The organism is Acinetobacter sp. WA-87, from assembly GCF_039938935.1.
Classification (GTDB): Bacteria; Pseudomonadota; Gammaproteobacteria; order Pseudomonadales; family Moraxellaceae; genus Acinetobacter; species Acinetobacter seifertii.
The window spans coordinates 1,238,907-1,251,201 of the sequence record NZ_JBDUVF010000001.1 but is presented as its reverse complement, the minus strand read 5'-3'; the positions used below and the strand labels follow the sequence as shown (position 1 = coordinate 1,251,201).

Genomic DNA, 12,295 nt, shown 5'->3' with positions numbered 1-12,295 from the left:
GAAATCCTGTTATATGGGTTCATATATTCTGAAGCGACTTCTTTTAATCATTCCAACGTTGTTCATTATTTTATTGATCAACTTTGTGGTTGTGCAAATTGCCCCAGGTGGGCCCGTTGAACAAGCAATCCATGAAGTAGAAAGTGGTGTAGGAGCAGGGCGGATATTAGGTACTGAAATGTACTATCAAGGTGCTAAAGGATTAAGCCCCGAAATGGTAGAGCAAATTAAAGCACAATACGGTTTTGACCATCCTCCAGTAGAACGTTTCTTGTTGATGTTAAAAGGTTATTTAACTCTAGACTTTGGACAAAGCTTTTTTAAAGATAAACCAGTAGTTGAGTTGCTTTGGGAAAAAATGCCTGTGTCGATCTCGCTTGGGCTATGGGGCACTTTGCTGATTTATCTTATTTCAATTCCGCTGGGTATTAAAAAAGCCAAACAACAAGGTTCTTGGTTTGACCGTTCTACTTCACTGTTACTGGTAGTGGGTTATGCGGTGCCAAGTTTTGTTTTTGCTATCTTACTTATTGTTTTCTTCGCAGGTGGGTCATATTTTCACTGGTTTCCATTGCAAAATCTTGTGTCGGATAATTTTCATCAATTAAGTTTTTTTGAAAAAATTACAGACTACTTATGGCATATGACTTTGCCGCTTATTACCATGGTGTTAGGTGGTTTTGCGAGTCTAACCTATTTAACCAAATATTCATTTTTAGAAGAGCTTAATAAACCTTATGTCTTGGCAGCTTATGCAAAAGGTTTAAATAGCCAGCAAGTTTTATATAAACATGTATTTCGTAATGCCATTTTAGTGGTTCTTGCTGGATTGCCAGAGGCTTTAGCAGGCATTTTCTTTGTGGGAAATCTTTTTATTGAAATTATTTTTCATCTAGATGGTGTCGGTTTATTGGGCTTTGAAGCCATTGTTCAGCGAGACTATCCAGTTATTTTTGGCGTATTGTTTTTCTTCACGCTGTTTAGTCTGCTTTTACGACTTATTTGCGATGTGCTGTATCAATGGATTGATCCGCGTATTCACTTTGATGCACAAGGAGGCAAATAGTGTCTTTTATTGTGCGATCACGACTGCAAAATTTTAGGCAACATAAATTAGGGTGGGCAAGCTTTATCTTGTTTAGCCTCATTTTAGTGATTTCATTGGCTGCTGAACTCATTGCTAACGATAAACCATTGCTAGTGAAATATGAGGACGCTTATTATTTGCCTGTTTTTAAGGTATATCCCGAAACCACTTTTGGTGGCGTATTTGAAACAGAAGCAGATTATAAAGACCCTGCTGTACAAGAGCTTATTAATCATACAGGTTGGGCGATTTGGCCGCTCATTCAATTTTCTTATCAGACACCTAATTTAGACTTAGCTGTACCTGTGCCATCGCCACCTTCTAAACAGAATTGGTTAGGAACAGATGACCAAGGGCGAGACATACTGGCACGTATTCTTTATGGACTTAGAGTTTCATTACTTTTTGGTTTAGCTTTAACAAGTTGTGCAACACTACTAGGCATTTTTGTGGGGGCTATACAAGGCTACTATGGTGGTTGGGTCGATTTGCTAGGACAACGACTAGTAGAAGTCTGGAATGGTTTACCTATGCTGTTTATGGTCATGATTTTGGTCAGTATGTTTACCCCAAATGTATATTGGCTATTTTTTATTATGTTGTTCTTTAGCTGGACTGTGCTTGTGGGAATTGTCCGTGCTGAATTTCTAAAAGCGCGTCAACTTGACTATGTCCGTGCAGCTCAGGCTTTGGGTGTAAATGATAGAACAATTATTTTTAAGCACATTTTGCCAAATGCTATAAGTTCTAGCTTATCGCAATTACCTTTTATTCTGACCACCAATATTATTGCTTTAACCGCACTCGATTTCTTGGGCTATGGATTACCGCCAGATGCGGCCTCTTTAGGTGAATTGTTGTTGCAAGGTAAAAATAACTTAGATGCACCGTGGTTAGCTTTATCTGGGTTTTTTAGCTTAGCTCTTGTGTTGTCATTATTAATTTATATTGGGGAGGCGGCACGCGATGCATTTGACCCAAGAAAATAAATTGAACTCAGATACTACCTTGCTAAAAATAGAAAACCTTTCAATATCTATGCAAGATCAGACTTTATTGGAGGGTTTCAATTTACACTTACAAGCTGGTGATACGCTTGCAATTGTAGGTGAAAGTGGTTCAGGTAAAACAATAAGCTGTTTGGCGATGATGGGATTATTACCAGAAAAATTAAAAACATCTGGTCGTATTATTATTGATTCAAAAAATATTTTAGAAACAGATGAAAAGACAAAAACACATATACGTGGCCGCCAAATTGCCATGATTTTTCAGGAGCCTTCTATGGCTTTAAACCCATTACATCGGGTTGAGAAAATTGTTGGTGAACATTTCATTTTACAAGGTTGGTCAAAATCGAAAGCTCAGCAGCATGTAATTCAATTATTAAAAGATGTAGGAATTGCTAATCCTGAGCATATTTTAAAACGTTATCCCCATGAGCTTTCAGGTGGGCAAAAACAAAGGGTTATGATTGCGGCTGCACTAGCACTTCAACCTAAAATTTTAATTGCAGATGAACCAACTACCGCGCTTGATGTCATTTTACAGACGCAAATTTTAGAATTATTAAAATCTTTGCAAAACAAATATGGTATGGCGCTGATTTTAATTAGCCATGATTTAAATTTGGTACGCCGTTATGCCAATGAACTCATTGTATTACACAAGGGGCAAGTTGTAGAGCAAGGTCAGCTTGAACAGATTTTTGAAAATCCCACATCAATTTATACTGAGCAATTGTTAGATCATGATCTTGGTTTTGCTCAGCCAATTTCCCCCAGTTATAAAATTTTATCTGTTCAACAACTCAATGTTAAATACCCAATTCGGAGTGGTATCTTTAACCGAATTCAAAGTTATACCACTGCTATTGAAAATATAACTTTTGAGCTTACTCAAGGCGAAGCGTTAGGTGTTGTAGGTGAAAGTGGTTCAGGTAAAACCTCATTGGCTTTAGCGCTGGTTCTATTACTCAAAAGTGATGGGCAAATTATCTTTTTAGGGCAAGACATAAACCGCTTAGAACAAAAAGCTTTGCGTAAGATTAGGTCAGACTTACAAATTGTTTTCCAAGACCCATTTGGTAGTTTAAACCCACGTATGACAGTAGGGCAGATTATTGCTGAAGGCTTAAAAGTGAAAGCTGTAGCTGATAATGAGATCAAACAGCAAGTTGAATCAGTCTTGATAAAAGTTGAGTTGGCTGAAGATTTTCAACATCGCTATCCACATGAACTTTCTGGTGGGCAACGTCAACGCATTGCTTTAGCGAGAGCTTTAGTGGTTCAACCTAAACTTTTAATTTTAGATGAGCCAACATCTGCCTTAGATGGAACGACTCAAAAAGCGATGATTCAATTATTGCGACGTTTACAACAAACAGAGCACCTAAGCTATATTTTTATTAGTCATGATTTAAATGTGGTCAAAGCACTGTGTCATAAAGTGATGGTATTGCGACATGCAAAAGTTGTGGAATATCAGCCGACTGAACAGTTATTTAATGATCCTCAAACTGAATATACCAAGCAATTAATTAGGGCGAGTCTTTAATTTTTTAAATAAGATTATGTTTTATAAGCATAAATATAATTTAATTTTTTAATGCAAAAAGTTGCATTTCTCTATACTTTTTAAATTTGACATGTGCTATTGTCAGTTATCGATTTTCCCTTGACATGACCTGTAACTCATCTAAATTAGAGTAATTGCTCTAAAGTATTAAAAGAGGTTAACCATGAGCCAGATTGCACAACCAATCACGATTCGAAATACCACATTTAAAAACCGAATTATTAAAGGTGCAATGAGTGAGGCACTTGCAAACTATGAGGGACAGCCAAATGACTTACATTTAGGCCTATACGGTGCATGGGCTAAAGGTGGTTTAGGCTGTGCGATTACTGGTAATGTGATGGTCAATTTCGAAGCCAAAAACGAACCAGGCGTGGTGGTGATTGAAACCGAACGTGACCTAGAGCGTTTAAAAGAATGGGCCGCGGTTGGTAAACAATATGGAATGGTACAGCTCATTCAATTGTCTCATCCAGGTCGTCAGTGTCCTAAAGGCTTAAATAAAGAAACAGTCGCACCTTCGGCAGTTCCTTTTAGTCCAGCTTTAGCGACCATGTTTGGCACTCCACGCGCGCTTACACATGAAGAAATTTTGGATATTATTAAACGCTTTGCAACGGCTGCCAGCATTTGTGAGAAAGCAGGTTTTGAAGGAGTGCAGTTACATGGTGCACACGGCTATTTAATTAGCCAGTTTTTATCGCCATTAACCAATAAACGTACAGATCAGTGGGGTGGTTCAGTTGAAAACCGTACTCGCTTTTTACTAGAAGTTTATAAAGCGGTACGTGAAGCAACTTCAGAGAATTTTATTATTTCAGTTAAGCTCAACTCTGCCGACTTCCAGCGCGGTGGTATTAGCGAAGAAGATGTGATTTCAGTATTTAAAGCAGTTGATGAAGCAGGCATCGACTTAATTGAAATTTCAGGTGGTACTTATGAAGCACCTGCAATGGCTGGTGCTAAAGCCGATAAACGTAAAGCAAGTACCATTGCACGTGAAGCATACTTCTTAGACTTCGCTGAAAAAATCCGTCAGCATGTAAAATGTAAACTTATGGTGACAGGTGGCTTCCGTACTGTAGAAGGAATGAATGCTGCTCTAGCAAGTGGGGCATGTGACTTTATTGGTATTGCTCGTCCACTTGCTGTTGAAACAGATTTGACTGACCGTTTAATCGCAGGCCAAGATGTTCGCTATGCCGTAAAACCAATTAAAACAGGTTTACCTTTTGTTGACAAAATGGCGATTATGGAAATTATTTGGTACGCAGCACAATTTAAAGCTATTGGGCAGGGCAAAAAGCCAAATCCAAAGCTATCGCCTTTAATTGTGTTTTTAAATTACGCGAAGGGCAATATTAAGGCCGTTGTTCAAGGGCGTGTGAATTCACGTAAATCTGCATAAATAAATTACCAAGCAATAGCCCAGTAAGTCTGAAACGTAGAAGCAGACCATTGACCTTTAATTAAAGCATTTTTAAAGGCTGGTCTGTTTCCTATTTGAGCCAGATAACGCTGTATATGTTTAAACTGGCTGTAATTTGGTGAGCAAGCCAATAACGGAAACCACATCAAAATATCAGCAGTAGTAAACTGATCTCCAGCAAACCATAAGTGGTGCTTTAAATGTTTATCGATCATGCTCATGTGTTGTTGTAATGATTGATTGAGATATCCTTGATCGAATCCATATTTTAAAAGCTTTGGAATGAAACGTACTGGAAAAGGCGTACGCTCAGCAATTTGTTGAAAGATTTGTTTGAGTACCAGATCGGGAATAAATGTTGCCTCACAGTAATTTTTCCAATAATAAAAATTTTTTAGTTGCTGATTTCCTAAATTATTCTGTCCCAATTGTGGGTGTAAATGAGATAAATAATCTAGGATTGCTGAAGTTTCGGCCAAAATTGAAGATTGCTCGTGTTCAATAATTTCGAGGGTTGGAAATTTTGATAACTGATGCGGCGAGTTATTATTTTTGTCTTCGTCCGAATGATATTTAGTGATGAGCTCATAGTTGAGTCCTAATTCTTCTAAAAACCAAATAATGCGTTGAGAGCGTGAATTTTGTAAATGAAATAATCGAATTTGCATGTCATGTTCAAATTATAGTTTTGATTTAATTTTAGTATAGGGTAGAAAAGAATTTAAGTATAATAAAATATTTATAAATCATAAATTTATAATATTTTATATGAGAAAATAAAAGCCACTGTATTTTTAGACAGTGGCTTCTTTAATGACTAATATCCCTAGTGAGATCTTATACGGTAAAAGGCTGATGCTTTGGTTCGTTATATTCTTAGTTTAGAACGTATAGCTCATACCTAATTGAACAGTACGTGATTCACCCGGGTATGCATATAGATTGAAAGCGCTTTCATCATAAACTTTGTCAAAAAGATTTTTCAGATCTAAGTTAATACGAAGTTTTGGTGATGCTTGATAATAAGAAACCAAATCTGTAACTGCATAACCTTTCATGGTGTAGGTACTATTGGCCGTTTGACCTGCACGCTTATCAATATATTTTTGATTGATACCTAAACCCAACCCTTGTAAAGGCCCATCCTGAAATTCATAGATATTTAAAAGATTAAAACTATTTTTTGGAATGTTGGCTAGAGTTGTTCCTTTTTGCAGGCTATTGTCCTTAGTTACTTCTGCATCTGTATAGGCATAGCCACCAATAATTTTCCAAGCAGGTGTAATTTGCCCTGCAACATTTAGCTCAATACCTTGGCTACGAACTTTACCAGCAGCAACTTTGTAGGCTGAATCTACAGGATCTAGGGTTAAGACATTTTCTTTGTTGACATAAAAAATAGCAGAATCAATCGATAACATATTATCAAGTGCTTGCCATTTAAAGCCTAACTCGTAAGCTAAACCTTCTTCAGGATCAAACCCGTCTCCATTACGGCTAGCACCAGTGTTTGGCTTAAAAGATTTTGCAGCATTAGTGTAGATGGAAAGATCGTCACTGGCTTTATAGACTAAACCTAAACGTGGAATAAACGCGTTATGACCGGTATTCCAATTTGCGGTATTAGGTAATAAGTTCTTATAGTCATGCTCATAATGTTCAAAACGTAAGCCTAATAGTGCGCTTAAACGCTCATTTAAATCGACTTGGTCTTGTAAAAAAAGGGCAGTTGTTTTTAAGTTTTCACGGTCATGTGTGGTTACACGATAAAGCTCAGGCAGAGGCTGCCCTAAAACAGGGTTGTAGATATTAATAGGGTAGCTACCGACATCTCCACTTGAACGAATAATGTATGACTTATAATCATAGTTTTCATATTCAAGCCCAGTAACTAAGGTGTTTGCTAAACCCAAAAACTGGAATTTACCTGTTAGATTAATTTGAGCATCGGTATCTTGCCACTTTAGTTCACGGTAGTTGTAATTTCGACCTAGCGTTTCCCCGTCTTTTTGAATTCCATTTGCTTCTACTGCATAGCCATGTAACTTGCCATTTAAATATTGCACACCAGCATTGAGCTTCCAGTCATTTCCAAGCTCGTGTTCAACTCTTAATTGAGCCATATTGTTATCATTATAAAGTCGGTTGTTGTCTTTACCCGTTTCCCATAAATAAGTGTCTGGTGAACTGATAAAAGACTTCTGACCTGCATAGCGTGTTTGGCCACGGTCAAGCGGATGTTGGTTTCTTAAAATATCGGCTTCAAATGTAAGTTTTGTTGTGTCAGAAGCCTGCCATTGAATGACTGGAGCAATGCCATAACGTTTAGATTCAACATGATCACGATAACTATCACCACCTTCTGCAATCACATTGAGGCGATAGCCAACGTTTTCCGCATTAGGTACAGTTCCTGTCGTGTCTACAGTGGTGCGATATAAACCTTCACTGTTGAGCTGGGCACCCAAAGTGGTTTGTTGCTCAGACTTTGGTGTTTTAGAAATTAAGTTAAAAGTACCGCCTGGGTCACCACGGCCATATAAGCTAGAAGAGGGACCACGTAAAACATCTATGCGTTCAATGGTATTACTATCTGGGACATTTGGATAACCACGGTTAATTGGGAATCCGTTTCGATAAAACTCGCCACTAGTAAAGCCACGGAGGTTAAAACCTGTTAAACCTTGACCACCAAAATTATTAGCACGAGTCACGCCTCCAGCTAAATCAAGCGCCTCAATTAAACGAGTAGCGCCAATATCTTCAATTACTTTTTGGGTGACCACACTGACCGACTGAGGGGTATCTTTTAAAGCAATTTCGCTGCGTGTTGCACTACTCGAGCTATCAACTTTATAAGTTTGATCTGATGCCTGTTGGGCTTTAACTTTAATAGTGGCAAGAGTAGTTGAAGAAGTGTCTGTATCTGCAAAAGCAGAGGAGATACAGCATAGTTGAGCAATGCTCAAGGAGAGGAGGCGAAGCTTAAGATCCATTTAAAACCTTATTGATAATAAATATCAGTATAAAAATAAGAATTATTATAATGTAACTGTGTGTAAAAGGAATATGGAATCAGTGATAAATTTGCACAAGTGTATTTTATTTGGAAATATAAATGACAAAAATTAAAAACAAAAAAGATAGGGTTAAAAAATTATAAATTACAGTCTAAAATAGAGCAATGAATACATAGAACAATAGCTTTTAAAATCATATAAATAATTTATAGCTAGCCGTTTTTAATTGTATTTTTAAAATCAAAATAGTTTTTATATTTATTTAGGGGAAATTCGATGTTTGCGATAGTTGGCATATTTTTAATAGCCATAATGATATTGGCGATTTTAAGTATTTTAAAGAAAGGGGAAAGCAAAAATAGAAATGCAAAACGTAACCCAATCAAGGGAAAGCGTATCATTACTATGAATGAACAACCTACTTTTATGAAACTAAAGGAAGCTTTGCCGGAACATATTATTTTAGCGCAAGTTGCTTTCAGCGCTTTTATGACAGCGCAAGGATACGCGACGCGTAATTTATTTAATCGAAAAGTTGCTGATTTTGTTGTGTTGGATAAAGCATTTAATATCGTTGCTATTGTTGAGTTAGATGATTCTAGCCATAAGGGGAAGGAAAAGTTTGATGCAGAGCGAGATACTTTAATTCAAGAAGCAGGTTTTAAAGTTATACGCTATAAACGAACACCAGAACTGGCACAAATACATCGTGATTTTAATATTGCATCGAGTTCATTAGCTCAAGTTCCAATAGAACCAGATTTAACAAAAACAAAGTTAGTTGAGGATGCAATAATTATTGAGAGAGATGAGCCAACTATGCAACCTACACAACATATTAATGAAGTAAAGTTGAAGTCTTGATTTTGAAAATACGGAACTTATCTCATGGATAAAATTTGAAGTGAGATAAAATAATTTGAAGCGATGATTCTTTGTAGAAAGAATATGGCGTCCCTACGGGGATTCGAACCCCGGTTACCGCCGTGAAAGGGCGATGTCCTAGGCCTCTAGACGATAGGGACGTTGAGGATGGCGGTATCTTAAGAAGCCGCCACTAAACTGTCAAGTAGGTAAGGAGACAGTTTGTTCAAAATATAGCAAAACAGTTCAGCAGTCTTCTGAGTATCGTATAAAGCAGAGTGTGCTTCTTTACCATCGAACTCAATTCCAGCTTGAATACATGCTTTAGCAAGCACGGTTTGTCCAAACATAACAGCACTTAAAGTAACCGTATCCATGACTGAGAAACTATGAAATGGGTTTTGGTTTTTCGTGCTTGTACGTGCAATTGCTGCTTGTAAAAAACCAAGGTCAAAATGTGCGTTATGACCTACAAGTACTGCATGAGTACAATGTTGTTGTTTACGAACTTCATTGACCGATTTAAAAATACGACGTAGCGCAGTTCTCTCGTCTTCAGCCATTGCTATACGCATTGGATTGAATGGATCAATACCAATAAAGTCGAGCGAACGGCGATCGAGGTTTGCACCTTCAAACGGGTTAATATGTGCATGAAATGCAGGACCAGGGACAAATTGTCCCTGAGCATCATACACAATTGGAATGCACGCGATTTCTAGCAATGCATCTGTCTGGGCATTAAAACCTGCCGTTTCAACATCGACAACAACAGGTAAGAAGCCACGAAAACGTTGGCCAATGACCGGGACAGAATTTTCTTGTGTCACACTTTTCTCCATTGCAGCGTTTTCCCGGCATGCAGCGGGATAATTTTTTGATCATCTAAATAATCAAAAGATTCGGGAACGAGGTTGTCTTCTTTAACCAAAGTAATGGTAGAAGTATTACGTGGTAGACCGTAGAAGTCTGCACCAAAGTGGCTTGCAAAACCTTCTAAACGCTCTAATTTACCAACTTGATCAAAAGCTTGTGCATAAAGCTCAATTGCATTAGGAGCACTATAGCAGCCTGCACAGCCACAAGCATTCTCTTTTGCGTTTTGTGCATGAGGGGCACTGTCTGTACCTAAGAAAAACTTAGGATTACCGCTTGTCGCAACTTCAAGTAAAGTCGTTTGATGTGTTTGACGTTTTAAAATTGGTAAGCAGTAAAAGTGCGGTTTAACACCACCAACCAACATATCATTACGGTTAAATAATAAATGCTGAGGAGTGATTGTTGCTGCAACATTACGGTCTTGTTCTAAAACAAAATGTGCTGCATCACTTGTCGTAATGTGTTCAAGCACAACTTTAAGTTTCGGAAACTGTTTCAATAATGGTGATAATACCTCATCTAGGAAGCGTTTTTCACGATCAAAAATATCTACATGATTGTGAGTCACTTCACCATGAAGCAATAACGGCACTTGATGCTCTTCTAGTTGCTCAATGACTGCATAAACCTTACGAATGTCACTCACGCCATTGTCGGAATTTGTGGTCGCACCCGCAGGGTAAAGTTTAATTGCATTTACATGTTCTGATTCTTTAATTTTACGAACTTCATCTGGTGAAGTGTGATCAGTAAAATAAAGCACCATGCGAGGGTCAAAATTATTGCCTTCTGGAACATGCGCAAGAATACGTTCACGATAAGCTAAAGCTTCATCTACTGTTTTTACAGGCGGTACAAGGTTAGGCATACAAATCGCGCGAGCGAATTGTTTAGCCAAATCTGGAACAGTACGTTTTAATGCTAAACCATCACGTAAATGTGCATGCCAATCATCTGGCTGGAGCAGGGTAATAGAGTTCAAGGCAGTTCAAACTTCGAAATAAAACAAATGATAATCGATAAAGTGTGAAAATGGTAACGAGAATTACGGACAAATGGCAAAATAAAGCGCAGGGAGCTTTAAAAAATAATGTTATATTTTGTTAACGCGGAATATGTGGGAATCGACTAGTGGCAAATAGGGGAAATGTACATCAATTACTCAAATCTAAAGAAGAAATCGAGTATTTGGTTACTCTACATACCCATCGTTATGCCAATATGCCTTTGCCAAAACAACTTGAAAAAAAATTCTGGCTTTTAAACCTCGATCGAACTCGGCAAAACATCTCAAAATTTTTAGCAAGTGGTGTACTCACTTATATCATTTTTATTTTACTGGTGTTGCCGACAGACTACTTTGTAATCGGGGTGCCTTATATAACTTTAGATTTCGTCTACTGTTTGTTAAGTGCAATGAATATTGCATTTGCACTTTTAGTATTTTGGGTATTTGCTAGGTTTAAAAAACTCTCTAAGCATTTTTATTTTGCTGCCTGTAGCATTGTTTTTTTTTCCATTATTACAAGTGCCATGCTGTTGCTCAGTGTTGGAAATATGGCTCTTAAAAATCAGTCGATGTTGCTTCTTTCATTTTTATATATGCTTGGGTTTATTTTGAGCGGCATAAAACCTTTGCATATGCTTTATGTTGGCTTATCGGCGGCAATATTGGTTTTTGTGTTACTCATTCTATTAAATGTGAATTGTGACTATATTGCACTTGGGCGTGCCTTGTTTGGTAGTTGTATTTTGGGTTTTTCTATAAGCACCATGCTTATTTCAAGAGAGCGCAGTCTTTTTTTAAGTAATCAGCTTGCTGAAATTAATGAACAGATTTTACGTATTGAAGCATCTGAATTGCTTCAATTGAGCCAGCAAGATGCGCTAACTCAAATTTCAAACCGTCGTACTTTTGACGAAATGTTTGATTTTTACTATTACCGTGCGAATCAAGAAAAACGTCCGTTAGCTGTCTTATTTATTGATATTGATTTTTTTAAAAACTATAACGATTTTTATGGGCATCAGATGGGAGATAAGGTTATTTCATCTATTGCTTCTGCAATCAAAAATTCAATTCGCCATGTCGATTTTGTTGCACGCTATGGAGGTGAAGAGTTTGTCGTACTTTTACCTGAAACACCGGCACAGGGTGCTTATTCAGTGGCAGCAAATATTTATAAAGCGATAGAACGCCAAGCTATTCCACATGCTGCTTCCTTAGTTTCGAAATATGTCACTATCAGTCTAGGTTTTACTGTATATACAGGTGGGCTAAAAATGGGGCAAGATGAATTAATTCATGCCGCAGATCAGGCTTTATATCGAGCAAAGCAGCTTGGTCGTAACCAAATTTATTATCAACCTTTACAAATCGTAGAAACTGCCTGATTTAATTTTAAATATAGAAAAGCCACCTATAGAGGTGGCTTTTTT

General features: G+C 37.5%; 10 protein-coding genes and 1 tRNA gene. 6 read left to right on the top strand and 5 right to left on the bottom strand.

Annotation, left to right across the window (positions count from 1 at the left end; translation table 11 throughout):
• The first annotated feature begins 13 nt into the window (after positions 1-13).
• The 4 genes from yejB (at position 14) to ABFY81_RS05885 (ending at position 5,072) form a co-directional block, all read left to right on the top strand.
• Positions 14-1,066 carry a microcin C ABC transporter permease YejB gene (yejB, locus tag ABFY81_RS05900; protein ID WP_347913308.1) on the top strand — a complete coding sequence of 351 codons (1,053 nt, stop codon included), beginning with the start codon at positions 14-16 and terminating at the stop codon, positions 1,064-1,066.
• A complete protein-coding gene (locus tag ABFY81_RS05895) occupies positions 1,066-2,076 on the top strand; it encodes an ABC transporter permease (protein ID WP_347913307.1) in 1,011 nt (336 codons plus the stop codon). Before yejB ends, ABFY81_RS05895 begins: the two co-directional genes overlap by 1 nt.
• Entirely contained in the window at positions 2,054-3,643 is a 1,590-nt protein-coding gene (locus tag ABFY81_RS05890; protein ID WP_134262827.1) for a dipeptide ABC transporter ATP-binding protein, read from the top strand. Before ABFY81_RS05895 ends, ABFY81_RS05890 begins: the two co-directional genes overlap by 23 nt.
• Positions 3,644-3,827: 184 nt before the next feature.
• On the top strand, positions 3,828-5,072 hold the full coding sequence (locus ABFY81_RS05885) for an NADH:flavin oxidoreductase/NADH oxidase family protein (RefSeq protein WP_032051500.1): 1,245 nt from the start codon (positions 3,828-3,830) through the stop codon (positions 5,070-5,072).
• 5 nt (positions 5,073-5,077) lie between these two features.
• Here ABFY81_RS05885 and ABFY81_RS05880 read toward each other — a convergent pair whose 3' ends face one another.
• Positions 5,078-5,761: a glutathione S-transferase N-terminal domain-containing protein gene (locus tag ABFY81_RS05880; protein WP_134262826.1), complete on the bottom strand. Its 684-nt coding sequence runs from the start codon at positions 5,759-5,761 to the stop codon at positions 5,078-5,080.
• Between the two features lie 213 nt (positions 5,762-5,974).
• Positions 5,975-8,089 carry a TonB-dependent siderophore receptor gene (locus tag ABFY81_RS05875; RefSeq protein WP_347913306.1) on the bottom strand — a complete coding sequence of 705 codons (2,115 nt, stop codon included), beginning with the start codon at positions 8,087-8,089 and terminating at the stop codon, positions 5,975-5,977.
• A gap of 300 nt (positions 8,090-8,389) precedes the next feature.
• On the opposite strand from ABFY81_RS05875, the gene ABFY81_RS05870 reads away from it, so the two are divergent.
• The gene (locus ABFY81_RS05870; protein WP_134262824.1) at positions 8,390-8,977 is read left to right on the top strand and encodes a DUF2726 domain-containing protein; all 588 of its coding nucleotides are present in this window, start codon (positions 8,390-8,392) and stop codon (positions 8,975-8,977) included.
• A gap of 85 nt (positions 8,978-9,062) precedes the next feature.
• Here the strand turns inward: ABFY81_RS05870 and ABFY81_RS05865 are convergent.
• The 3 genes from ABFY81_RS05865 to pyrC form a co-directional block, all read right to left on the bottom strand.
• Positions 9,063-9,138 (bottom strand) — tRNA-Glu (locus ABFY81_RS05865).
• An 18-nt stretch (positions 9,139-9,156) separates the two neighbouring features.
• Positions 9,157-9,819, bottom strand: a complete 663-nt coding sequence (gene rnt / locus ABFY81_RS05860; RefSeq protein WP_004702976.1) for a ribonuclease T — start codon at positions 9,817-9,819, stop codon at positions 9,157-9,159.
• On the bottom strand, positions 9,804-10,838 hold the full coding sequence (gene pyrC, locus ABFY81_RS05855) for a dihydroorotase (protein ID WP_039250233.1): 1,035 nt from the start codon (positions 10,836-10,838) through the stop codon (positions 9,804-9,806). The genes rnt and pyrC overlap by 16 nt, the downstream gene beginning before the upstream one ends.
• A gap of 149 nt (positions 10,839-10,987) precedes the next feature.
• Between pyrC and ABFY81_RS05850 the strand changes: the two genes are divergently transcribed.
• On the top strand, positions 10,988-12,250 hold the full coding sequence (locus ABFY81_RS05850; protein ID WP_347913305.1) for a diguanylate cyclase: 1,263 nt from the start codon (positions 10,988-10,990) through the stop codon (positions 12,248-12,250).
• Positions 12,251-12,295 lie beyond the last annotated feature (45 nt).

What these genes read in the sequence shown, in the direction of transcription:
- yejB (WP_347913308.1), top strand. Translation starts at nt 14, where the DNA reads ATGGGTTCATATATTCTGAAGCGACTTCTTTTAATCATTCCAACGTTG.
- ABFY81_RS05890 (WP_134262827.1), top strand. Translation starts at nt 2,054, where the DNA reads ATGCATTTGACCCAAGAAAATAAATTGAACTCAGATACTACCTTGCTA.
- ABFY81_RS05885 (WP_032051500.1), top strand. Translation starts at nt 3,828, where the DNA reads ATGAGCCAGATTGCACAACCAATCACGATTCGAAATACCACATTTAAA.
- ABFY81_RS05880 (WP_134262826.1), bottom strand. Translation starts at nt 5,761, where the DNA reads ATGCAAATTCGATTATTTCATTTACAAAATTCACGCTCTCAACGCATT.
- ABFY81_RS05875 (WP_347913306.1), bottom strand. Translation starts at nt 8,089, where the DNA reads ATGGATCTTAAGCTTCGCCTCCTCTCCTTGAGCATTGCTCAACTATGC.
- ABFY81_RS05870 (WP_134262824.1), top strand. Translation starts at nt 8,390, where the DNA reads ATGTTTGCGATAGTTGGCATATTTTTAATAGCCATAATGATATTGGCG.
- rnt (WP_004702976.1), bottom strand. Translation starts at nt 9,819, where the DNA reads ATGGAGAAAAGTGTGACACAAGAAAATTCTGTCCCGGTCATTGGCCAA.